The 24,519-nt window shown below is 48.9% G+C and carries 16 protein-coding genes; 7 read left to right on the forward strand and 9 right to left on the reverse strand.

Annotation, left to right across the window (positions count from 1 at the left end; all coding sequences use genetic code 11):
• Positions 1–36 precede the first annotated feature (36 nt).
• The 3 genes from D328_RS0103635 to D328_RS0103645 are packed head-to-tail and all read left to right on the forward strand — an operon-like array spanning position 37 to position 3,094.
• Positions 37–1,338 (forward strand): ABC transporter substrate-binding protein, encoded by a 1,302-nt coding sequence (locus D328_RS0103635; protein ID WP_018883597.1) that lies wholly within the window; start codon positions 37–39, stop codon positions 1,336–1,338.
• Between the two features lie 58 nt (positions 1,339–1,396).
• Positions 1,397–2,269 carry a carbohydrate ABC transporter permease gene (locus D328_RS0103640; RefSeq protein ID WP_018883598.1) on the forward strand — a complete coding sequence of 291 codons (873 nt, stop codon included), beginning with the start codon at positions 1,397–1,399 and terminating at the stop codon, positions 2,267–2,269.
• Positions 2,270–3,094 (forward strand): carbohydrate ABC transporter permease, encoded by an 825-nt coding sequence (locus D328_RS0103645; protein WP_018883599.1) that lies wholly within the window; start codon positions 2,270–2,272, stop codon positions 3,092–3,094. It abuts the gene before it with no gap.
• Between the two features lie 125 nt (positions 3,095–3,219).
• On the opposite strand, the gene D328_RS0103650 is transcribed toward D328_RS0103645, so the two are convergent.
• The 7 genes from D328_RS0103650 to D328_RS30125 form a co-directional block, all read right to left on the reverse strand.
• Complete coding sequence (locus D328_RS0103650) at positions 3,220–4,695, reverse strand: glycoside hydrolase family 1 protein (protein ID WP_018883600.1); 1,476 nt, start codon at positions 4,693–4,695, stop codon at positions 3,220–3,222.
• Between the two features lie 77 nt (positions 4,696–4,772).
• The gene (gene licT, locus D328_RS0103655) at positions 4,773–5,606 is read right to left on the reverse strand and encodes a BglG family transcription antiterminator LicT (RefSeq protein WP_018883601.1); all 834 of its coding nucleotides are present in this window, start codon (positions 5,604–5,606) and stop codon (positions 4,773–4,775) included.
• 41 nt (positions 5,607–5,647) lie between these two features.
• A complete protein-coding gene (locus D328_RS0103660) occupies positions 5,648–7,576 on the reverse strand; it encodes a beta-glucoside-specific PTS transporter subunit IIABC (RefSeq protein WP_018883602.1) in 1,929 nt (642 codons plus the stop codon).
• 331 nt (positions 7,577–7,907) lie between these two features.
• On the reverse strand, positions 7,908–8,639 hold the full coding sequence (locus D328_RS0103665; protein WP_026280993.1) for an SDR family NAD(P)-dependent oxidoreductase: 732 nt from the start codon (positions 8,637–8,639) through the stop codon (positions 7,908–7,910).
• A 121-nt stretch (positions 8,640–8,760) separates the two neighbouring features.
• A complete protein-coding gene (locus D328_RS0103670) occupies positions 8,761–9,804 on the reverse strand; it encodes a S66 family peptidase (protein ID WP_018883604.1) in 1,044 nt (347 codons plus the stop codon).
• Between the two features lie 35 nt (positions 9,805–9,839).
• A complete protein-coding gene (locus D328_RS0103675; RefSeq protein WP_018883605.1) occupies positions 9,840–10,466 on the reverse strand; it encodes a class I SAM-dependent methyltransferase in 627 nt (208 codons plus the stop codon).
• A gap of 222 nt (positions 10,467–10,688) precedes the next feature.
• Positions 10,689–15,233, reverse strand: coding sequence for an Ig-like domain-containing protein (locus tag D328_RS30125; RefSeq protein ID WP_154658941.1), 4,545 nt, complete (start codon positions 15,231–15,233; stop codon positions 10,689–10,691).
• A 320-nt stretch (positions 15,234–15,553) separates the two neighbouring features.
• On the opposite strand from D328_RS30125, the gene D328_RS28300 reads away from it, so the two are divergent.
• The 4 genes from D328_RS28300 (at position 15,554) to D328_RS0103700 (ending at position 17,759) form a co-directional block, all read left to right on the forward strand.
• Positions 15,554–16,045 (forward strand): GNAT family N-acetyltransferase, encoded by a 492-nt coding sequence (locus D328_RS28300; protein ID WP_018883607.1) that lies wholly within the window; start codon positions 15,554–15,556, stop codon positions 16,043–16,045.
• Positions 16,046–16,065: 20 nt separating this feature from the next.
• Positions 16,066–16,575 carry a phage tail protein gene (locus D328_RS0103690; protein ID WP_018883608.1) on the forward strand — a complete coding sequence of 170 codons (510 nt, stop codon included), beginning with the start codon at positions 16,066–16,068 and terminating at the stop codon, positions 16,573–16,575.
• Positions 16,576–16,677: 102 nt separating this feature from the next.
• Positions 16,678–17,196, forward strand: coding sequence for a phage tail protein (locus D328_RS0103695; RefSeq protein ID WP_018883609.1), 519 nt, complete (start codon positions 16,678–16,680; stop codon positions 17,194–17,196).
• Between the two features lie 23 nt (positions 17,197–17,219).
• Positions 17,220–17,759: a phage tail protein gene (locus tag D328_RS0103700; protein WP_018883610.1), complete on the forward strand. Its 540-nt coding sequence runs from the start codon at positions 17,220–17,222 to the stop codon at positions 17,757–17,759.
• 159 nt (positions 17,760–17,918) lie between these two features.
• Here D328_RS0103700 and D328_RS0103705 read toward each other — a convergent pair whose 3' ends face one another.
• Positions 17,919–21,038, reverse strand: a complete 3,120-nt coding sequence (locus D328_RS0103705) for a hypothetical protein (RefSeq protein WP_018883611.1) — start codon at positions 21,036–21,038, stop codon at positions 17,919–17,921.
• 357 nt (positions 21,039–21,395) lie between these two features.
• Positions 21,396–24,506 carry a hypothetical protein gene (locus D328_RS0103710; RefSeq protein ID WP_026280994.1) on the reverse strand — a complete coding sequence of 1,037 codons (3,111 nt, stop codon included), beginning with the start codon at positions 24,504–24,506 and terminating at the stop codon, positions 21,396–21,398.
• Between the last annotated feature and the right edge of the window lie 13 nt (positions 24,507–24,519).

Here is a 24,519-nt window from a genome sequence, read left to right on the forward strand (position 1 = left end):
AAGCGATCACAAGCATATTTTAGGGGAGGCTCACTCATGAAAAAAAGAATTCTCGCTCCACTTGCAAGCTTGCTGCTGCTGTCCGGCCTATTGCTGGGCGCATGTAGCTCGTCAGGAGGCTCGGGCGGCTCCGACAAAGTAACTCTGACCTTTGGAACCAGCCAGACGGGTATCCCTCGTACAGGTATTATGCAGGAAATGGCTAAGCAATACGAGCAGGAGACTGGCGTTAGAATCGACTTTCAGGTCGTTCCAGATGCCCAGTGGCGTGACCTCATTAAGGTGAAGCTGGCCTCGGGAGAGGCTCCGGATATTTTCAACGTGGACGTAGACCCACTCAGCATGCCTGCCAATGTGCGACCTGAGGAGAACGCCATTGACCTGACGAATGAGGAGTTCACCTCTCGCATGTCTGAGGAGATACTGCCTACCGTTAGCCACAAGGATAAAGTATATGGCGTCTCCTTCGCCCCGTCCAAAATCTGGTACGTCTACTATAACAAACGCATCTTCAATGAGCTTGGTATCGAACCTCCAACCAATTATGCCGAATTCAAGGAGATCAGCCAGAAGATCATGGATAAGGGTATTACCCCATTCTATCAGGCTCCAGCTAGCGGCTGGTACCAAGTGCTCCCATTGTTCGAGACGGGACCCAATTATGAGAAGCTCGCACCTGGGACCTATGACAAGCTGAACAATAACGAGATGAAGGTCGAGGAGCTGACGCAGCTCAGAACGGTGCTGGAGCAATTGAATGAATTCGCAGAGCTCGGGTATTTTGGCAAGGACTTCCTGTCCAATACGGTAGAAGCTGGCATCGAGGCCTTCGGTCAGGAAAAAGCGGCCATGCTGCTACGGGTGCCAGGTACAGAGAAGGAAGTATCTGATGCATATCCTGCTATGAAGGACAATATGGGATTCTTCGTTATGCCTTGGGGAGACAATCAGACGATTGGCGTCAACCCCGGGGGATCGGCGGCCATGTTCGGCAACAAAAACAGCAAGCATCCTGAAGAGGTGCTGAAGTTTTTCCGCTGGATTACGCAGCATGACAATCTGCAAAAGGTATTTGACGGGGGTGAGGGCAATCTGACGATTTGCTGGCCAGAAATCGAACCTAAGCTGACTCCGGACTATATCGAGTATGAGAAGGCACATGAGAAAGGCACGGTTATGCAGGCTGCTGTCAAATACATTGACCCGCAATGGATGGATATTGGCAAGGACATCTCAGGAATGTTCGCAGGTGCGATGACGCCGGAGCAGATTCTACAGAATATTGATAAACGCCGGGCAGAGCAAGCCAAGGTGCTGAAGGACGAGGCGTGGCAATAAGCCGCGCATTCCTCCGCAAGCAAGCCTGCTCACGGCAGGAAGGAAAGTGTGACCTGATATGAACCCTAACAAAATCTATCCATGGTACTTCTCTTCCGGGGCGATTGTGTTATATGCACTTTTCATCGTCGCTCCTGCTGTGCTGGGAATCTATTATTCCTTCACAGACTGGAATAGCTATAGCCCGGACAAGAACTTTATCGGACTTGAGCACTTCCGCACCATTCTGGCAGGCGATCCAACATACCTGTTATTCATTAAGAATACGGTGCTGTTCACGCTGGTGACCTCCATTGCAAAGACAATCATGGGTCTGCTCCTCGCTCTGCTGCTCGTCAGCGGAGTGAAGGCGGCCAGCCTGCATCGGATGATCATCTTCTCCCCGCAGGTGCTCTCATTCCTGATTATTGGTCTGGTCTTCAAGAGTCTGCTAGATCCCAATAACGGCTTCGTCAATGTCACCCTGCGTTCGCTCGGTTTGGATGCGCTCGCTCAGAATTGGTTGGGCTCACTCACCTGGGCGATGCCATCCATTATGGCCGTGGACACCTGGAAAGGGATGGGCTACATCATGGTGCTATTCATTGCTGGCCTACTCGCCATTCCCCGGGACTATTACGAAGCAGCTGCGATTGATGGGGCTGGCTTCTGGCAGCGGCTACTTCGCATTACGCTTCCCATGCTGATGCCTACCATTACGATTGCAACCGTGCTGAACATTACGTACGGACTACGAGTATTTGACGCCGTCTATGTGCTAACGAACGGAGGCCCAGGGAACGCAACGGATGTCATCAACACCGCTGTCTACTCTTCCTTTGCCAAAGGATACTGGGGTCTGGGCAGTGCGCTGTCTACTATCCTGTTCCTCATTATGGCCATCATCTCCGTGTTCATTATCCGCTTGATGAGCAGAAAGGTGGAATTGTAAATGCAATGGCGCAAAAGGCTTACCTCCATCGGACTCAATGCGCTTGCCTGGATTCTGAGCCTGATCGTGCTCATTCCCTTCGTGGTTATTGTGCTGAATTCATTCAAGTCGGACGCTGAGGCGAAGGTGCTGAAGCTAAGCCTGCCTGAAAAATTTATATTCGAGAATTATCAGATTGTCTATGAGCAAGGACATTTGGGCCAATCCTTCTTGAACAGCCTGCTACATGCGACTTCGTCCTCCTTGCTGCTGGTATTCGTAGTAGCGTTCTCGGCCTTCACACTCTCGCGTAATCACTCCAGGCTCAGCAACGTTCTGTACTTTTTCCTGATTCTCGGCATTACCCTGCCGCTGAACTACATTCCGCTCATGGAGGTCATGAAGACGCTTGGCATGATCAATTCCCATCTGGGCATGATCCTGCTCTACACAGCTATGGGGATACCGATCTCTCTATTCATCACGTATGCATTCGTCTCAGGCATTCCCAAGGAGCTGGATGAGGCTGCGATTATGGACGGCTGCAACGGCATCAAGCTATTCTGGAAAATTATTATGCCGCTGCTGGGCTCCGTACTAGTGACTGTCTTTGTCCTCAACTTCCTGAGTGTGTGGAATGAATTCACCGCGCCGCTGTATATGCTCAATACGGTCGATATGTGGCCGATGACGCTAGCCGTGTACAATTTCTTTGGACAATTCAGTGCACAATGGAACCTGGTCAGTGCAGATATCGTGCTTACGTCTCTGCCTGTGCTGCTCGTATTCTTGCTGGGACAGAAGTATATTGTGGGCGGACTTACCTCAGGGGCGGTTAAGGGATAGTGGCGTTAGCGGATACAATTCGGGAACAAAGGTCGAGAGCGGATGTGCTACATTTGTCCGCTCTCGACCTTCTGCTTCAGGACGATCCTACTCATCTTTTTTTATCCAAGTAAAGTTCGTTATCTCTACCCTGTAATGTGCGGCACCAATCCATTATTGGCAATGACGTCCTTATACCAATAGAAGCTCTTCTTCCGCTTGCGCTCCAGGGTTCCATTCCCTTCGTTGTCCTGATCTACATAGATAAAGCCGTAGCGCTTCTCCATCTCGGAGGAAGAATAGCTGATCAGATCAATGATTCCCCAACTCGTATAGCCCATAAGCTCTACTCCGTCCAATATCGCTTCATGCATCTGTTCGATGTGTGATTGGAAATAAGCAATCCGATAATCATCCTGAATGCTGCCGTCCTCTTCAATCTGATCATAGGCACCGATCCCGTTCTCCACAATGAACAAGGGTACCTGATAACGATTGTACAGATCGCACAGAGATAACCGCAGGCCAACCGGATCAATCTGCCAGCCCCAATCATTCGTCTGTAGGTACGGATTTTTGACCCCACCTGTGGTATTGCCACTTACCTTCTCCAATCCCTCGCTATTGGCACTGGCTACCAGGGACATGTAATAGCTAAAGGAGATAAAGTCTACCGGATGGGTACGCAGAATCTCATCGTCTCCCTCCAGCTTGTCGATGACAATTCCACGCTCGCGGAAGAAACGGTCCATATACCGTGGATAAGCACCGCGCACCTGTACATCGGTGAAGAAATAATTGAATTGATTGTTGCGGTAGGCAGCCAGCACATCCTGCGGATCACAGGTATGCGGGTACGTCAGCAGCCGGGTAAGCATGCAGCCAATCTGGGAGCCTGGAATCAGCTCATGGGCATATTTCACAGCGAGACTACTTGCTATGAATTGATGATGCAACGCCTGGTATACAGCCTGTTCGACATTGTCGAAACGGTCCGGTACAATCCCCCCACTCGTGAATGGATGCCGTACAAGACTGTCAATCTCGTTGAAGGTAAGCCAATACTTGACCTTGCCTGAATAACGTTGGAATACAACTTTACAGAAGCGGACGAAAAAATCCACTACGCGACGATCCGTCCAACCACCGTACTCATTGACGAGATGCATGGGCATTTCATAATGAGACAAGGTCACCAGCGGCTCAATTCCATGCTTGTGCATTTCATCAATCACGTTATCATAGTACAGCAACCCGGCTTCATTCGGCGCAAGCTCGTCTCCCTTTGGGAAAATCCGTGTCCAGGCTATGGAAATCCGAAGCGTCTTGAGCCCCATTTCTCCGAACAAGGCCATATCCTCAGGGTAGCGATGATAGAAGTCGATCCCCCTGCGCTTTGGATAATCTCTGTCGGATTCATCCTCTAGCGCCTGCTGAATCTGCTCCTCCGTGATGGCTTGATGCTTCTTATAGTCCTGCTTGCTGACATTTTTCTTGAAGATCGCAATATCCGCTGTGGATATCCCCTTTCCATCTACATTCCAAGCTCCCTCTGCCTGGTTAGCCGCAATGGCTCCTCCCCACAAAAAATCCTTAGGAAATGTTCTGGTGATCTCTGCCATGTCTGTCTCCTCCTTAATTATCTACATGTCTGCTTCTATTGTGGTCAAGTGAACCATTCTAAGAGTCGAGTAGCTCATTACCTGCTAATGACGCGGTTAATATGGATGATCAGGTACATCGTCTCTTCGCTGGAAATATGATAGCCGAATCTCGCTTCAATATAACGTCGAATGGACTCTGTACACAGCTCTTCCTCCGGGTACTTGCTCATAATTTGCCCAAGTAGATCATGATCCTGGGACTCTAGCATCTTCTGCTCCAACAGACGCTGGACGAAGAACTGCAAGTGCGTCAGAAATCGAGAGTAGTTAATGCTCGTCGTATCCAGCTCAATACCGAAATGAAGCTTGACGATATTCAGAATGTCCTTGACGGTATTTGTCATCAACAGCACCTGGTTCATGTTATCCTCGGTCTGTGACGCATTCACCAGATGGAAGGCAATATTGGCGCCCTCTTCCTCGGGAAGAGCAACACCAAGATGCTGCTCCATTAGCCCCAAGGCATGAAGCCCGATCCCGAATTCCTGTGGATAAAATTTCTTGATCTCCCACAGCATACGATTCTGCAAGGTCATACCCTCCTTGTAACGTTTGACCGCCATATACAGGTGATCCGTCAGGGACAGGTATAAATGCTCGTTCAGTTCCCTAGATAAGGCTTGCTTGGCATAGGATATGATTTCGTCCGCCACGATCAGGTATTCCTTCGGCGTCTCCTTCATTAATGCAGTCAGATCGGAGGAAATACTTTCATTCTCAAGGACATATATTTTCTCGATTTCATGCTCCTGTATTTCATCCTCCGGTTTGCTTTTGAATCCGATGCCCTTCCCCATCACGATGACTTCCTTGTGGTCATCACGCCTCGCAAGCACAACACTCGAATTGAGAATCTTAATGACTTTCATATCCTATGACCTCTCACTTTCTAGGCTGATTTCTCCTGGTGTCAGAATGCTGTGATCAGGGGCTTGTCCGGCCCGATCTCATCCCCGGCTCCGTGTCCGAGCACCTCCAGGTAAGTGCCTGCATTCGTTATAATGACTGGCGTTGTCGTATCATAGCCTGCGTCCTCAATGGCATTCAGGTCGAACTCTATCAGTAGATCACCATGACGAATGGTATCGCCTTCCTGGACATGGACGTTAAAGTGCTCTCCCTTCAGCTTAACCGTATCCAGTCCTACGTGGATGAGCAACTCTACCCCGTCTACAGACTTCAATCCGATGGAATGCTTGGTCTTGAAGACCGTCTCTACTGTACCGTCAAAAGGAGCTACCACTCTACCCTGATGGGGCCTGATCGCCATCCCCTGTCCCATAGCTTGCTGGGCGAAGGCTTCATCCTGCACCTCACTCAGCGGTAATGCTATCCCTTCGATTGGTGCAAATACAACACTTCGAGACTTAATGTTCTTGCTCCGCACTTGGGACATCTCAGCTGCTGCTGTGACTCCTGTAGTGTGGGAAGGAGATCCACTGGCGTTACCAGACGGCTGCTCAGCGGTCGTTGCTGAAGCCTCGTCCTTGAACCCAATCACATATACTGCGATGAATGTTACCACGATCGATATTGCCGACGTAATTAGCGCATTCACCAGATTCGAGCTATCTTCACTGATAAACATCGGCAAGGATGCCAGTCCCGGCCCAACCGCCGCGAAGGCTTTCAAATTCACCAATCCGGCGTATAATCCAGCCGCAGCCGCGCCGATCATACTGGCGAATAAAGTCTTCTTGAGCCGTAAATGCACACCATACAATGCAGGCTCAGTAATACCGAACAAGCCGGAGATCCCTGCTGGCAGAGCAATTTGCTTTAGCTTAGGGTCCTTAGTCTTGACAGTAACAGCCATAGCGCCTGCTCCTAGTGCCATATTCGAGCACAGCATGGCAATGAGCACAAGCGTCTCATAACCTGGTGAAGCGATAGCTGCAAAGATGATTGGATACAGTACCTTGTGCATACCGAACATTACGATGATCGGCATTAATACCGACAAAATGACTACGGTCAGCCAACCGATTCGTTCCTGAATCCATACCACGCCCGCGGACAAGCCAGTACCAGCATAGTTGCCAAGTGGTCCCAACACAATCAGAGCGATTGGCGCTACAATGACGATTGTAATCAGCGGCTTCAGGAAGATCTTCACAGGTCCTGGCGAGATTTTATCTGCAAATCGTTCAATATAGGACATGAACCAGACAGTCAATATAATGGGAATGACCGAGGTCGAGTATGTGACGGACGGGACGGGTAATCCCATGAAAGATACAGGCGTATCTCCTCCTAACAAGCTAATCAGATTCGGATGCAGCAGTACGCCACCAAGAGCTACAGCTACAAACGGATTGGCCTTGAATTTCTGAGCACTTGTAAAAGCTAAGAGTACCGGCAAGAAATAGAAGGCTGAGTCAGCGATTAGGCTTAGAATAAGATACGTCTGACTTTCCTTGGACATCACACCCGTCACCGTCAACAACAGCAGCAATGCCTTCAGCATCCCCGATGCTGCAATCGCTGGAATAATCGGCTGGAATATGCCCGCAATCATGCTCGCAAAGCTGTTAAACAATCCCTTGAGACTACGATCTGCCGGAGTCGTCCCTTGCGAGGTTCCCTCTGTATTCATATCCAGCATCTTTACTAATTCATTATAGACGTAACCAACATCGTTCCCTACAATCACCTGATATTGTCCGCCACTATTGACCGCACCCATGATACCGTCCAGCGCCTTGATCTCATCTGTCTTCGCCAGCTCCGGCTGGCGGAGATTCATACGTAGACGAGTAGAGCAATGGATGACGTTGCTGATATTGCCTTGTCCGCCCACCTTGTCGAGTATAGCGCGGGCTGTCTCTTTATAATTCATGCTTCAACACTCACTTTCCGGAAAATAGAGAATAAAAAAAGACCTAAAGAGGGTAGGAACATAAAATGCTCACTACCCAATTCAGGTCTTGCCTGCCGAACAGTAACACGCCAGATTGGATATGATGTATGGAATGCACAGCTCTGTGCATCAAGTTAGATATGTTAATTAATTATGCTTATAGACCTTTACCTCACGAAAGATCATTGTCATACAATGTCCCGGGCTCTCTCGTGAAATAAAACGTTTACACGAATCAATATATCATTGCCTCCTTGAAATTGCAAGCATTTAAGACAAGGGAATTCTGTTCCCGCTTTGAAGCGGTCATCTATCTAAGATAACCGCCATTATTAATATCGAAGGTAGCACCGGTATAGTGCCTCGATTTGTCTGATAGTAAAAAAATTACTGTATCAGCAACACTCTCGGGGCTTAGCGGCTGTTTAATCAGTTGGTGATTTAAATATTGTTCCTTTCTCCATACAGGGATCTCCTCCATCATGCTAGTATCTACCATCGTTGGGGCTACCGCATTTACTCGGATATATGGGGCAAAGTTCATAGCACAGCTCTTGGTTAGCCCTAGAATGGCTGCTTTGGACATCCCGTAGACGGCATCTGAGCTTCCTTCCAACCCGGATACAGAGGACATATTAACGATCGTTCCCTGACGCTGCTGCTGTAACAGCATTTCACCAAAGCAACGTGAGACATACACGCTCCCCATAACATTTACGTTCATCACCTTGGCCATTTCGTCAGGTGTATAGTTCAATAATGACTTACCTAAGTAAATGCCTGCATTGTTCACTAAGCCATTCACATCGGGGTGCTTCTCTGATATGTAAGCAAAGAAGGAACTCACGTCCTCGTATTCGCTGATGTCCAGCCTGTACGTAGATAGCTGCTCCGTATTTGCATCGGCCTGAAGCTCGGTTAGCGCATCTTCATTGATATCACATGCCATCACTGCCGCACCTTCTTGGAGGCATTGCAAGGTAATAGCCTTTCCTATTCCTGAGCCACTTCCCGTGACAATAACCTTCATATGCTGTAGCATAGCTGCTCCTCCTTTAATAAACAGTGCTCTTCTAGCGGCCCCCTCCTGAGCGAGAATAGTACGAACTAGCAGGGCGCTCAGGGAAAGCTCCTTAGATTTCTCATACTCCATGTAGAGTTAGTTATGACTCCCTGAATGGACAATCAAGAAGAATAATCTCTTGGGTCCCGGGACGTAGCTCGATTCGACCTCCCAGAGGCAAGATCAGCTTCGGGTCCGTATGCCCCGCATCAAGATCCACTACAATCGCTATATGATCAGCCCCGAATTCATCCTTGATCACATTTACAATGATTTCATTCAATCGCTGCTTCTCTTCCTCCGTATAATCCTTGGCTCTACCAAACATAACACCTTTGATTGGGGTGAATATTCCCTGCATTCCGTAGTTGCGGAGCATATAGCCTACTTGATCAGGTGAAGGCTTGTCCTCTGAAGTTTCGAAGAATAGTATTTTATCCTGCCAGAACGATCGTTCAGGCCAGAATTCGGTGGCTTTCATAAATTCGAGCACTTCAATGCAACCGCCCCACAACGTACCTTGCTGTACGGAATCTCCCTGTAAAAAAGTCCAGCCCTTCTCATTATCGTAGAATTCCTTGCACTCCCCAAGCGTCTCCAGCCTGCTCCATTTCTGATACCCATTTGTCCATCGGGGATACGGAGCATAATGATACGGAAAATGATCCGTGAAGAGCATTGCCCTTACATGCTCCAGATGCTCAGAAGGAAGACTCCTCATCTGGGCGATTCCAGCCATAATAGACGGCCCATAAAAAGTAACCATGCCTAATTGATTGATGTACGCCAAAAAGGTGGTCGCATCTGAGAAGCCCATAATAAACTTTGGATGATTGATGATGGCTTCCTGATCTAGATACGGTAAAATTCTTATAGACTCATATCCGCCAATAGAAGTGATTACCCCATCAATTGTGTCGTCCCTGAAGCATTGGTTAATATCCTCCGCACGTAACTGAGGATGTCGATACAGATCGTCAGGAGACATTCTTGCCGTCGGCATTTCAACAATTTCAAACCCCAGAAGCTCTTGGAGATTCTTCAGTCCTAACTCATAAATATCTGGGAATAGGTAAGGTAAGCCATTTGACGGCGATATGATAGCAATTCTTGAACCTGGCATGATCCTTTTAGGCTTCAACATATAGTCCCTCCTATACATCCCTACTGTCTCTTCGATTAGATCTTCTCCGCCAAAATATATCTGATAATATATTCCTTAGTTTGATTGTTCTGATAGAGCAATGTCTCCTGCCTGCTCCCCATATCCAGAATATGCAAATCTGCAAAATGCTCTCTTAAATCTTCCTCTCCAAAAAAGTGAGCATACTTCCCAGAGGTATACTCGTATGTACCCTTCTCCAGCTCTCGACCCATACCGAAATGCTGATCCTCGTCGGAAAAACAGGTGAAATATAGCATGCCACCAACTCTTACATCATCAATGCAGCGTGCAATAAGCTGTCTCCGCTCAGGCTCCAAAAATAAATGCAGCACATCATAGCAATAGATCGCATCAAACTGCTGCGGAGATATGACAGGCTCCAGTACAGAACCCTGAATGTATTCACTTGCTGTGTCCCATTGACGTGCAAGCTGAATAGCCTCCGCTGATAGTTCTATACCTGTTACCTGAAAATGGGCAGATAAAGCTTTGCTGTTCCTGCCATAGCCCGCCCCTGGAATAAGGACTCTCTTAACATGATGTGACTTGAATAGCTCAATCGCATGAAATACGGTAGGACTCGGCTCGGTTCCCCAGATCATTCCTGACTGTAAAAAGCGCTCGTTCCAATATGATCCCATCTTTATCTCTCCTAGTTCACGAATAGTCAGCACATTGCACATTGTGCATTGATCATCCAAGTACAGCCTGAACTAAAATAAATTACTAATCTGCTAGAAGCTATAATTCCATCGAATATTTCTTTATTATATATCTTCTTCAAATAATTAGATGTAATAAAAAGGACCAGACATAAAGTCTGGCCCTGAATACTTAGCTTTCCATAATAACATCAATAGCTTCTATTGAATAAGTTCGGATTGCTGAAGCAAATTTTGAAGCAGCTGCGCTACCTCTGCACGAGTAATTTCTCCCTTAGGGGCAAGCAGCGAAGCTGATCGACCCTTGGCAATATTCTGCGACAGATTGGCAGCCATATGCGCCCTTGCATAGTCCGCAATGGAGGCTTGATCCTCGAACGATGCCAGTTCGGCTTCTATTTGCTCCTGGGATGCGGTCTTCTGGATGCCAGTGAGCTCCATCGCTTTGGATATGATCGTCATCGCCTGCTCACGAGTAATATGATCCTGTGGAGCAAATCGACCATCCTCATATCCTTCGATCAGTTGATACTCACGTGCGGTCTGGACGTACCCCGCGAACCACTGGGAGGCTTGCACATCAGTAAAGGCTGTATCCCCTTGGCCAGGAGTCAGTCCCAATGCTCTGACCACCATAGCCGCAAACTCCGCCCGCGTAATATTCCGGTTCGGCTCGAATCTGTCTGAAGCAACCCCTGTAACGATCATGCGGGAGCCCATATTGGAAATCGCATTCTCCGCCCAGTGATTGACCGTATCCGGGAAGGTAACAGGATGCCACACCAAGGAATACATACTGTTCGTCAAGCTGTTAATGACCGCGTAATACTGACTGTCCTGCTGCCGTACATAAGTAGGTACATGATGGATAGAGCCATCTGCTCCTACCACTACTCCAGTCGTAATCTGATTAGGATCAACCGTGTCTGGAATAAGCAGGTCTCGTCTTACATAGCTACTAAAGCGATTAATATCCGTAGTAGTATCCTTGTAGGTAGCTGTCATCGTAAAATGAACCGGCTCCACCAGCCATGTAGCGCCTGCTTGGGAAGAAGCAGCCTGCAGCAGATTCTTATCCGCTGGGCTGGCCTTGGCAATCGTAAGCTTAAAGTCTACGTCTGCAAGGTTGGCAGCTGCACCTAAGTCGATTGCTATATCACCAAGTGGTAATTGGCTGGCTGATAATTGATAGGAAGCACTAGGTGTTGTGAATACCAGTACAGCAGATCGATCTGCCAGCTGTTGCACAATACCTCCGTTGAGTACAGCCGTAGTCATATCCGAGTCTACCTGTACCGGAATCGTTACCACTGCGTTATTCCCTTCCCGCTCTAGCCACTCAAGTAGCTTAGCAGAATCAGGTGTAATCGTAGTGATCGTCTGATTATTGACAGTTGTTGTGTCCAACGTTCCGATATTCTCGGCTCTTCCATTCACGAGCACCGGAACACCATTTGGCAATGGCTCCGTTGGAGTTGGATCGCTCGTCCCTGGAGTATTCGGTGCAGGTGTTGTTGAACCTCCATCTTCACTGCTCCCCCCACCAGAGCGTCTTGGCTGGACGACAAAGGTAACGGTAGCTGTAGCAATAGCTCCTTCTCCATAGACGGCACTTACTACAGTCGAATATGTGCCTGCAGTCAACCCAGCTATCGGCTGAATTGTCCAACTGTCAATCGTCTCACCTGACCCTATATTGGTAGCACCCGTATGAAGCTCAAAGGAATTAGAATCACTGGAGTATACACTTTCGATTACTGCCATGGTATTGCCGGCATTGGTCATCAGCAGCGGTCTTGCTGCAGGACGTGTATATCCAGCCCGAACTTGATCAAATACAGGTGCAGCCATAGCGAGCTCTGAAGTCTGTTCACCAATTTCCTCGAACTCTGCAGTTACTGTTACGTCTCCCGCTGGCATTAGGAATGAGCCATTGCTAATTGGGAAAGCTTCCAAGTCGAAAACGTACTTCAGGGAGCCTGGTTGAAGTCGCTTCCCTGCTTCAGGCACAACGGACACTGTAATTGGGACTCCTGCAGAAGCAGTTGTCGGATTAACCGTGATTGTACCTCCAGCCTGATTAGCAACATGCACCGTGTACTCCACTGGAACCTCAGGGGCGGCTGTCACTGTGATCGTCGCTGTGCCTTGCTTGCTGCTGTCTTCCGTGGACGTCGCCGTGATCGTGTACGGACCCGGTGTCGCTGTTGCAGACACGGTAACCAGGCCCGTGTTGCTCACCAACACGTTACCCGTCAGATCGCTACTGCTCCACGTTACCGTCTGAGCTGCGCCACCACTGACGCTCACCGTCACATTCAGCTGTTCCGTTGCTCCCTGCACCACACTTGCTGTGCTTGGGCTCACCGTTACGCTGTTCACCGCTGGAACCTCAGGGGCGGCTGTCACCGTGATCGTCGCTGTGCCTTGCTTACTGCTGTCTTCCGTGGACGTCGCCGTGATCGTGTACGGACCCGGTGTCGCTGTCGCAGACACGGTAACCAGGCCCGTGTTGCTCACCAACACGTTACCCGTCAGATCGCTACTGCTCCACGTCACCGTATCCGCTGCACCACCACTGACGTTCACCGTCGCACTCAGCTGCTCGCTCGATCCTTGCACCACATTGGCTGCACTTGGAGTGACAGTCACGCTGTTCACCGCAGGTGCTTCTGTCACCGTGATCATCGCTGTGCCTTGCTTGCTGCTGTCTTCCGTGGACGTCGCCGTGATCGTGTATGGACCCGGTGTCGCCGTCGCAGACACGGTGACCAACCCCGTGTTGCTCACCAACACATTGCCCGTCAGGTCGCTGCTGCTCCACGTCACCGTATCCGCTGCGCCACCGCTCACGTTCACCGTCACGCTCAGCTGCTCGCTCGATCCTTGCACCACATTGGCTGTGCCTGGAGTCACCGTTACGCTGTTCACCGCTGGTGCTTCTGTCACCGTGATCGTCGCTGTGCCTTGCTTGCTGCTGTCTGCCGTGGACGTTGCCGTGATCGTGTACGGACCCGGCGTCGCCGTCGCAGACACGGTAACCAGGCCCGTGTTACTCACCGACACCTTACCCGTCAGGTCGCTGCTGCTCCACGTCACCGTATCTGCTGCGCCACCACTGACGTTCACCGTCGCACTCAGCTGCTCGCTCGATCCTTGCACCACATTGGCTGTACTTGGAGTGACAGTCACGCTGTTCACCGCAGGTGCCTCTGTCACCGTGATCGTCGCTGTGCCTTGCTTGCTGCTGTCTTCCGTGGACGTCGCCGTGATCGTGTACGGACCCGGTGTCGCCGTTGCAGACACGGTAACCAGGCCCGTGTTGCTCACCAACACATTGCCCGTCAGGTCGCTGCTGCTCCACGTCACCGTATCCGCTGCGCCACCGCTCACGTTCACCGTCACGCTCAGCTGCTCGCTCGATCCTTGCACCACATTGGCTGTGCCTGGAGTGACTGTCACGCTGTTCACCGCAGGTGCTTCTGTCACCGTGATCGTCGCTGTGCCTTGCTTGCTGCTGTTTTCCGTGGACGTCGCCGTGATCGTGTACGGACCCGGTGTCGCCGTTGCAGACACGGTAACCAGGCCCGTGTTGCTCACCGACACATTGCCCGTTAGATCACTGCTGCTCCACGTCACCGTATCCGCTGCACCACCACTGACGCTCACCGTCGCACTCAGCTGTTCCGTTGATCCTTGCACCACGCTTGCTGTGCCTGGAGTAACACTCACGCTGTTCACAATAGGTACGACTGCCAAGGTCGTCGTATTGATAATGCCTGTCGTGAAATCCTGTGTGTAACCCACAGCTACCGCTTTTCCGCCTACCACAGCAATGTCTGCATAATCAGCCATGATTCCACTATTCCCTGGATTTTCCTGCCAACTCATCCCATCCGTGGATACGGCCACTTTTTCAAGCTGACCTGCCGTGTAGAATTGTCCTGCGGCAAAAATGACTGAATTCAACGCTAGTGTATTACTCACAGCATTATTCTGAGTCCATACCAATCCGTCACTGGAGACATAGGATTTCCCTTCGTCTCCTACAGCTACGAACCTGTTGTTGCCGTAGACTATGTCCGTAATCACTTGAGCTGATGGTGCAGTGTACACCAGGTTCCAATTCACTGCATCAACAGACCGATAGATTCGGCTTGGCTGATCCTGCGTATAGGTTGTGGCTACATACACACCATCACCATACGTTAGCCTGTAAAAATCCAAGCCGTTCCCCCCTGTAAATACCACCGCAGGCGCTGCATTGCCGATGTAAGAGTATACTCTGTCTCCTCCTACCATAACGTAGCGGTCCTCAGCAGGATTATAGACTATGTCCTGAATCAGCGTATTATTCAATGAGCCATGAACAGGTACCCATGATGAGGAATTTTGAGGAGTCGTCGTTCTGAGTACACCTTCCGAGCCCGTAAGATACCAGGTCGAATTCAAGTGCTTGAGATTCGTCGGTTCAAGGGCTAGACCCAGATTATATTCAGTCCACGTTGTCGTATCTGTGGAGAGATGATAATCCAGGAAATACCCCAAGGACATCCACGTGCCTCCACCGTATTCCGTCAGCGTTTGAAAGCTGTTCGGGACCTGCTTCGCGTTAACCCATGTTGAAGCACTCGCCTTTGGCGCCCAAGCGAACAGGCCCAAGGAGTGAATTAGCAGGACAATGGCTAGCGTAGCCCGGATGACACTTCTTACACCTTTTTTTCTTTTACAAACAATCGCTTTCACCCTCCTCGTTCATTGAATCTGCTTCATACAACTATGTAATTTCCCTGAGAAGTAGACCAAATGCTGGATATGGAAATCACTCTCAGTATAAAGGAAAATCGGTCATGCGTAACACGAAATTTGGTTCATTTTTCCTTCGATAAGAGACTAAAGACCTATGTGTGTTGTATATTATTTTACATTAATAGATGAAAATAACTTCAACTTTTCGTAATTCGAGGTAAATTTCCAAATTCTTAATGACAATTACCAACATATTCTGATATAAACATCATATAGTAACCTTTCCGCTGACAGACAGCCTGATAGGAGGACTCTATGTGATCACTACTGTTGCTGCCAAGCCCGAAGATGAATTCTTTCTGTTTCAGTTGTACTCCTTAACGCGCCAAGATGAATTGTTGAGCTGGGGATGGGGAGAGCAGGAGAAGCAAGCATTCTTGAGTATGCAATGGAGGGCACAGACCATGTCCTATGCCGCTGCTTACCCGAAGGGGCTTCGGGAAATTGTACAGCAGCAGCAAGCCCCTGTTGGTCAGCTGTATACCAGCTGTCACGGTAATCAATGGTTACTTATCGATATCTCGCTTCTTCCAGAGTATCGTAATCAGGGAATTGGCTCCAGCTTAATTCAAAGACTGCAAGAGCAAGCCCGTAGAGCAGAAGCTAACATTCAACTGAGTGTGCTTCCTATGAGCAGCGCAGCACGGCTGTATCATAGATTAGGCTTTCGGCATGTGAGTAGCTCTGGATTGCACCACATCTTGGAGTGGAGCTACCTACACAACGACAACGACCAATCCAAACATTGATGAAGAAGGGTGTGTGTTAGATGGGTGAAGGGTACTTGGGTGAGATCCGCCTGTTTGCAGGCGACTTTGCTCCAGAGGGATGGGCATTATGCAACGGCCAGTTGCTTCTGATTAGTGCGAATGAAGCATTATTTAGTCTAATTGGCACCACTTATGGTGGAGATGGTCAGACGAATTTTGCGCTTCCTGATCTACAGGGCAGAGTAGCCGTGCATCGCAGTCAGACCAATTTGTTGGGACAAAAAGCAGGCAGTGAGACCGTTACTTTAGCTTCGTCTCAGCTCCCGGCACATACTCATATCGCTAATGCCTGGACAGGTGCGACAGACAAGTTGGACAGTCCAGAGAATGCTTTATGGGGCGATTCTCCTCGGAAAATTTATTTTTCAGGGACCCCGACGGCTACGGTCAATATGAATGCTAGTACCGTTAGTAGCGTTGGCGGCAATCAGCCCCATGATAACATGATGCCATCTACTGCGATCTCGTTCATCATCTGCTTAGAGGGTGTATATCCATCTCAATTCTAGACGGTGCTTTTTCCTAATTCATTTAACAACGTTTTTATAATAGTTTATGAGTGAAAAAATGAGTTCCAACAGACTTAACCATTTTTATTAGGAGGTCATACTATGGAGCCGTTCCTAGGCGAAATTAGACTGTTTCCCTATAATGCCATCCCCAAGGGATGGGCCGCTTGTGAAGGTCAAATTCTTCAAATCAATATGAACCAAGCACTATACTCCATTCTCTCCAATGTGTATGGAGGTGACGGCCGAACGACTTTTGCGCTCCCCGATTATCGTGGACGCACGCCTATTCATGTATCCACCAGCATTCCTCTCGGTACTTCTCAGGGAGAGGCTTCGCACACACTGACCGTTAATGAGATTCCACAGCATACACATCAGGTATTCTCAAGCCCTGAAGCTCCAAAAGTGGCTTCTCCCAATGGAAATACCTGGTCCGCTGTAGCAGATTCCTTCAGTCAGCATGCGACAACTGCAGGCACAACCGGGGGAAATGCTACACAAATGGCCATTGGAAGCATCAAAGAATCGGGGAGCTCAGCTGCCCACAATAATATGCAGCCTTATCTCGTACTGGTCTACGCTATTGCTACTACAGGGATCTACCCCCCAAGAAGTTGAAGTAATTATAAGGAGGTAAGTACATGGCTGACGCATTTACTGGCGAGATTCGAATTTTCTCTGGCAATTATGCGCCCCGCGACTGGGCTCTGTGCAATGGTCAATTACTCAAAATTACCCAATATACTGCTCTCTATTCCGTCATTGGCGTTCAATATGGAGGAGATGGGAAAACTACTTTTGCCCTTCCTAACCTCATGGGCTCAGCCGTTCTGCATCAGGGACAAGGCGCTGGTCTTACTCATCATATCGTAGGGTCCACAGCAGGCTCAGCTCAGGTAACGCTGATCTTATCCAATACGCCTAACCATACCCATACAGCTCAAGCTGTTGCTGCTAACGGTAATGAGAACAACCCAACAGGTAGCTACTGGGCACAAGCTCCCAAGCCTGCTCCTACCTTGCCACAGCCGCTTTTGTATAACTCAACCCCTGCTGCCCAAATGTCTCCTCTGTCTTTAGGAACAGTTGGCGGATCGCAGCCTCATAACAACATGCAGCCCTTTATTGCGCAGAATTTCATCATCTGCCTGAATGGAGACTATTACCCCATCCGTTCATAAACGGAAGGTGTTTATGTATTGCACCATGTCCAGTCTTTACGATTGGACATGAAGAAGCTCAGCGCAAGCGCTGAGCTTTTCTTCTTGTCATCAATGCTAATATCGCAATCATAGATCTTGCAATCACAATCATAGGTCTTACAATCGCAATTATGAGATCTACAATTCAATAATGATAGCTTCCGATACCTCATGTTCTGGAGATGCTGCAGCACCCACCACGTACATTTCATGATCCTCGAATACCGATATCGCCTTGCCTTTCAGCGCTAATTCTTCAAGCTTACTATTGCTCTTGACTGGCTTCCGGCCTGTATAAGCTACAGCGGTGCCGTCAAACGTCATTACGATCTTGTTCACATCCTTGAGGTCTACCCCTCTATTCAACGGATCATTGTTCAAGTCCTCTAGGGGTATTTCTATGGACCACAAAGCTAACAGTCCCGGCATGATTCGGCCGAGGCCATCTCCTGCACTGCCTCCCGAATAGCTTTCGATTTTTTCCGTCACACCTTGTGGAACTGCTGGAGTAATTGAGACCTGATATTCATAAAAACCCTGGCTTTTCTTATGCACAAAATCAAATCGCTCTCCCTGCGGGTCCAGGAAGGTAGAAGAACCCATGTGAGTGAATCTCACATGAACATTGCCGGAGTCAAGTCTCGCTCCCGGCAGCTGAACCTGGCATTGACTAGCCGTCATATGTGCTTTCCCCGCAATTTTCTCTCTCACGATCTTATTGTCCAGGGACAGGGCGAAGAACGCCTGTTTATGCTCACGCAGCGCTCGGAACTGCTCCGGATAAGTAACTTCATTGAAGATCACGGTAATATTGCGATACGTCTGGATTGGCGTCTCCGAGTGATTCACTGCATCTATGATTTTATTCGTAATCGTCGCATGAATCTGGCTTAATTCGGCTACGTGGCTGCCACGAATCTGTGGGAATAGATCATGACCCAACACCATGTAACGGAACGCCTGATATTCCTGATACAAGAAGTCAATCAAGTTCTGCTTGGCATCATTGTACATGCTGAAAATGTACGTATGGAACAAAGGTAGCGATGGGTCTACTTGATCACCCAGAGCCTGACGGAGACGCTCGTCCTCAGCGCGCAGGCGCGTAGCATCTGCCAACAGCTTTTCTTCCTCAAGGAACTTGGCACCGTAGCTCTGCACCTTTTCTTGGTAGCCCTCCACCACTTTCAGATAATCATAGAAGGCATTGCGATAACTCTCCACTTTCTCCGCGGGAACCTTTTTGTATACAGGCTCCAGCATGCTTTCGAATTCCTTGCGTGTCATCTTGAACATGGAGGCACGATAACCGAATTTATCTTGAGCTTCTCCCATCTGCTTGCCGATATCACGCAACTCACTGCCGCTTTGATATAGCCCATAAATAGAAGAAAACCCTTTTTTCACACTATTTATGGATTTGCTTAAGGCCTCTTCTTGTTTCTTCTTCTCCTTCTCAACCTGCTCCGGATCTGTGCTATGATTGCGAACCGCTACGCTTGCCTTGGACTCGAAGCAGCTACTTACAGCGGAATAAATGGCTCCCCCCGTGCGCACTGCCGCCATAACGGGGGTTACGCTAGTGACAAGAGCCACTCCATTGACGACCAGATTGAAGGTGGCCTTCATTGAATCCAGCGCCAGTTGATTTCTTAATGCCTCCACGAACTCACCTGCGGTTGTCTCTAATGTCTTTTCCTTCTCAAACAAATTGCCCAGCATGCTGTCAATGTCGTTTTTGAGCTCTGATCGATCCGCTATAGACTTAGCCCGCTCCTTGTCCATTGCAACAATATTGTCGGCTGAAATCGTCAGTGCCTTCGTCAGCGCACCCTCTCGGTTGTGTTGACTATTTTGTGCCTGCATATACTCGATATAGAGATCCTCGGCCTGCTTCGCCGCCGTAATCAGATCGCTTCCGCGCTGCTGATATTCTTTCAAAGGCATTAAAGGCGTCCAGTTCCAGGGGTTTCCAAAGTAATCCAGTCCATCACCTAATTGCGCGAGGAGAATAATCGCTTTACTGCGCAATGCCAGCCACTGAACCGAACTAGTGAGAAATAGCTTCATGAATGCTGTGGTCTGCACATCGCTTGCTCGCATCTCGTCGAACCAGTCCTCATCCGGCAAGGTGTTGATTAGCCATTCCAGCAGAACAGCTGCTTCATTCAAAGTGTCTTCACTCCCGGCCATATAAGCCACGCTAGCTTTGTGAAGTATCAGCGTTTGTTGCTCTAATGAGGCGCACAGCATCCCGTTCTGATAGAACGTAATAAATTCTTCCTGTATAGAGACTGGCTCGATTGGCGAGCCATGGAATTGAGCATGCTTGATCAACATCTTTGCCAGTTGGCCTGCCTTGCCTGGTGAAGCTGGAACAGCTCGCGCCCCATCTTGACCATCTATGCCATCTGCCCCGCTGTCACCACGTTTATCACTCTGCACAAAAGTTGGTGGAAAAACAACAAACTCTAATTCATGAGCACCTATTCCTCCCTTTCCCCCTGAATTGCCTTTACCTGGCTCGGCTTCCGCTCCAGGCTGCCCCGCTGCACTGTCCAGTGTAATCAGGTGCTCTGAGGCTGATTTCACATAGCCCACGAATATATCGCCACCATTACCTCCGTTACCGGATCTACCCGCATTTCCACCGTTACCGCCATTCCCACCATTTTTCCCGGGAGCAGCACCAAAAAGATAACGCCGCTTGGCATTAAACTCGATATCCTTTCCTTCCACTCCATCTGTGCCTACGGCCCCCTCGCCGCCATCTTGTCCACGCCCACCTGGACCGCCACTGGCAATCAGCTTGAGTTCTCCTCCCAGCTCATAGCGCTCCGCTACCAATACAATATGTCCACCTGCGATCCCTTGTCCTCCGTCTTTACCGTTGGCCCCGTGCTCCCCATTCATGCCTTTCTCTTCCTTAGCTGTGCCCGATTTTGCCGGATTGTTTTCGTAGTCCTCTACAGGTATTCTTGTATAAGAAGTATCAATGGTTATTGGACGATCTGACCAGATAATGCGAGCATTCATAGTGATATTTCTGCCTGCAACTACTAAATTCTCGCACAAATGGATTGTGTCCGCCTGGATAACGTAGTCGGCACTTACATCCTTGAAATATTCCTTGGTGAGCTCCAGATCCGCTGCAACCAGATGGATCGTGTCTCCGATTCGTCCCCGTTGAACCTCTGAAAATAATAGTGATTGTGCCACTTCCTCTGGTGTCATGAACCCGTTGTCTAGCGTCGTCATGGCAAAAACCTCCCATAATTTGATGTAAGTTAAGCTTGGCATTTCCCATAGAAGTATGTCGATTGATGTTTTGGAAATTACTTTCATCATAATTGAAAAATGGACCATGAATTCCACTAATTTTTGCTTACAACTGGCCTGTTTGGGTAATTAGAACTATATATTTAATATAAATTTTTACATTTATTATATATAATTAACAATTGTTCTGAACAAAGTGACATGGTTCAAATATCATTACAGGCCATATCCATCACCTATTCCTCAGGCCGGCTGAGAACCGGTGCACGACAGAAGGACCTTAGCCCAATAGCTAAGGTCCTTCTTATTATGAATGCGACAGTCCAATCATCGGACTTACAATTCAATAATGATGTTCTCTGCCCCTTCAGTTCCTGGAGCTGTCACTGCATCTGCATCATACACCTGTTCGCCCAGAGCCGTAATATCTTTTTCATCCCGTGCTGGCTTACTGGTACCTCTCAAAGGCTTCCGATCTGTATAGGCTACAGCAGTACCGTCAAACGTCATCACAATCTTGGTAACATCCTTGAGGTCTACCCCACTATTCAACGGATCATTGTTCAGGTCCGCAAGCGGTACCTCGATGGACCACAAAGCTAACAGTCCCGGCATGATTCGGCCAAGGCCATCTCCTGCACTGCCTCCTGAATAGCTTTCAATTTTCTCCGTCACTCCACCTTGTGGACCTGCAGGAGTAATAGAGACCTGGTATTCATAAAAGCCCTTGCTTTTCTTATGCACAAAATCGAATCGCTCCCCCTGCGGGTCTAGAAACGTAGAAGAACCCATATGAGCGAATCTCACATGAACATTCCCCGAATCAAGTCTCGCACCCGGCAGCTGAACCTGGCATTGACTAGCCGTCATATGTGCTTTCCCCGCAATTTTCTCACGCACGGCCTTATTGTCCAGGGATAGGGCGAAGAACGCCTGCTTATGCTCACGCAGCGCTCGGAACTGCTCCGGATAAGTAGCTTCATTGAGGATCACGGTAATATTACGATACGTCTGGATTGGCGTCTCGGAGTGATTCACTGCTTCTATGATTTTATTCGTAATCGTCGCATGAATCTGGCTTAATTCGGCTACATGACTGCCCCGAATCTGCGGGAATAGATCATGACCCAGCACCATGTAACGGAACGCCTGATATTCCTGATATAAGAAGTCAATCAGATTCTGCTTGGCATCATTGTACATACTGAAGATATACGTATGGAACAACGGTAGCGATGGGTCCACTTGATTGCCCAGAGCCTGACGAAGACGCTCATCCTCAGCACGAAGGCGCGTAGCATCTGCCAGCAGCTTCTCTTCTTCAAGGAACTTGGCATTGTAGGTCTGCACCTTTCCTTGATAGCTCTCTACCACATTCAGATAATCATAGAAGGCCTTGCGATAATTTTCTACCTTCTCCTTGGATACCTTCTTGTAGACAGGCTCCAGCATGCTTTCGAATTCCTCTCGTGTCATCGTAACCATCGAAGCACGATAACCGAACTTATCGCGGGCCTGTTCCATCTGCTTGGCAATATCTATTAGCTCACTACCGCTTTGATAGATTGCATAGCCAGAGGAAAATACCTTTTTCACATTATCCATCGACTTGCTTAGGGCTGCTTCTTTTTTCTTTTTTTCCTTATCGGTCAGCTCCGTACTTGTACCGCTATCCGCTGCTTTTGATTCAGACTCGAAGTAGCTATTGACAGCCGAGTAAATGGCTCCACCTGCACGTAATGCAGTGATGGCAGGGGTAACATTGGTGACGAGAGCTACTCCATTGACGACCAGATCAAAGGTGGCCTTCAGTGAATCCAGTGCCAGTTGCATTTTCAAAGCCTCCACAAACTCATTTGCGGATTTTGCCAATTCATTTTCCTTCTCAGACAGGTTACTCAGCATACTATCCATCTCGGTTTTGAGCTCCGAACGAGCTGTTATAGACTTAGCCCGATCATCCTCCATTAGAACAATATTGTCCGCAGTAATAGACAAAGCCTTCTTCAGCGTGCCTTCTCGGTTCTGTTGATTATTTTGTGCCTGCATATACTCGATGTAGAGATCCTCGGCCTGCTTCGCCGCTGTAATCAGATCGCTTCCACGTTTCTGATACTCATTTAAAGGCATTAGTGGCGTCCAGTTCCAGGGATTCCCGAAATAGTCCAGTCCCTGACCTAATTGAGCAAGGAGAATGACCGCTTTACTACGCAACGCCAGCCACTGAACAGAGTCGGTGAACAATTGCTCCATGAAGGCGGTCGTCTGCACCTGTCTTGCTCGCATCTGGTCGAACCAACCTTCATCTGGCAAAGTGTGTATTAGCCATGTCAGCAGAACCGCAGCTTCCGTCAGACTTTCTTCGCTCCCAGCCATATAAGCCACGCTAGCCTTGTGAATGGTGAGCATTTGTTGCTCCAGCGAAGCGCACAGGATACCCTGCTGATAGAATTTAATAAACTCTTCCTTTACAGAACCATGCTCGATGGGCGAGCCGTGGAATTGAGCGTGCTCAATCAGCATCTTTTCCAATTGGCCTGCCTTGCCTGGCACAGCCGAAGCAGCTCTCGCCCCATCGTGACCAGACTTACCGTCTGTCCCACTGTACGTACGTTCATTACTAATATAGGGAACCGGAGCCCTGTCTCCACGCCCTGGACCGTACTTGATGATCCGACCGCCCAATCCTCCTTTTCCCCCTGACTTACCGCTACCAGGCTCTGCATCCGCACCAGCCTGCCCGGCTGCACTATACAGCGTAATCAGATCCTCCCTGGCTGATTCCACATAGCCTACTAATATATCGCCACCATTACCTCCGTTACCGGATTTCCCTGCATTTCCACCATTTCCGCCATCGCCAGCGTTTTTCCCGGCAGTAGGATCATCATTCCAAAAGAAACCGACCTCTGCATCCTTCCCTGCCTCTCCATCTGTTCCAGCAGCACCATCGCCGCCATGTTGTCCACGCCCGCCTGGACCACCGCTGGCAATCAGCCTGAGCTCCCCTCCCAGCTCATAACGCTCGGCTACCAATACAATATGTCCTCCTGCGATACCATGTCCTCCATCTTTACCATGAGCCCCATCTTCCCCATTTGCACCCTTATTTGGCTTTACTGTGCCCGACTTGGCTGGATTGTTTTCATAGTCCTCTACAGGCACTTTGGTATACGACGTATTGATGGTTATTTGGCTGTCAGACGAGATAATACGAGCGTTCAAGGCTACATTCCTGCCCGGAATCTCCAGATTTTCACGCAAATGGATTGTGTCCGCATGAATGATGTAGTGAACATTTACATCCTTGAAGTATTCCTTGGTCAGCTCCAGATTCGCCGCAACCAGATGGATCGTGTCCCCAATGAGACCTCGCTGAACCTCTGAAAATAATAATGATTGTGCTACTTCCTCCGGTGTCAGGAACCCGTTGTCTAATGTAGTCATGGCAAAAGCCTCC

The sequence above is a fragment of the Paenibacillus massiliensis 2301065 = DSM 16942 genome (assembly GCF_000377505.1).
Lineage (GTDB): Bacteria > Bacillota > Bacilli > Paenibacillales > Paenibacillaceae > Paenibacillus > Paenibacillus massiliensis.

Bases quoted from the DNA above. Each gene is read 5' to 3' on its own strand.
- D328_RS0103635 (WP_018883597.1), top strand. From the start codon at position 37: ATGAAAAAAAGAATTCTCGCTCCACTTGCAAGCTTGCTGCTGCTGTCC.
- D328_RS0103640 (WP_018883598.1), top strand. From the start codon at position 1,397: ATGAACCCTAACAAAATCTATCCATGGTACTTCTCTTCCGGGGCGATT.
- D328_RS0103645 (WP_018883599.1), top strand. From the start codon at position 2,270: ATGCAATGGCGCAAAAGGCTTACCTCCATCGGACTCAATGCGCTTGCC.
- D328_RS0103650 (WP_018883600.1), bottom strand. From the start codon at position 4,695: ATGGCAGAGATCACCAGAACATTTCCTAAGGATTTTTTGTGGGGAGGA.
- licT (WP_018883601.1), bottom strand. From the start codon at position 5,606: ATGAAAGTCATTAAGATTCTCAATTCGAGTGTTGTGCTTGCGAGGCGT.
- D328_RS0103660 (WP_018883602.1), bottom strand. From the start codon at position 7,576: ATGAATTATAAAGAGACAGCCCGCGCTATACTCGACAAGGTGGGCGGA.
- D328_RS0103665 (WP_026280993.1), bottom strand. From the start codon at position 8,639: ATGCTACAGCATATGAAGGTTATTGTCACGGGAAGTGGCTCAGGAATA.
- D328_RS0103670 (WP_018883604.1), bottom strand. From the start codon at position 9,804: ATGTTGAAGCCTAAAAGGATCATGCCAGGTTCAAGAATTGCTATCATA.
- D328_RS0103675 (WP_018883605.1), bottom strand. From the start codon at position 10,466: ATGGGATCATATTGGAACGAGCGCTTTTTACAGTCAGGAATGATCTGG.
- D328_RS0103690 (WP_018883608.1), top strand. From the start codon at position 16,066: ATGGGTGAAGGGTACTTGGGTGAGATCCGCCTGTTTGCAGGCGACTTT.
- D328_RS0103695 (WP_018883609.1), top strand. From the start codon at position 16,678: ATGGAGCCGTTCCTAGGCGAAATTAGACTGTTTCCCTATAATGCCATC.
- D328_RS0103700 (WP_018883610.1), top strand. From the start codon at position 17,220: ATGGCTGACGCATTTACTGGCGAGATTCGAATTTTCTCTGGCAATTAT.
- D328_RS0103705 (WP_018883611.1), bottom strand. From the start codon at position 21,038: ATGACGACGCTAGACAACGGGTTCATGACACCAGAGGAAGTGGCACAA.
- D328_RS0103710 (WP_026280994.1), bottom strand. From the start codon at position 24,506: ATGACTACATTAGACAACGGGTTCCTGACACCGGAGGAAGTAGCACAA.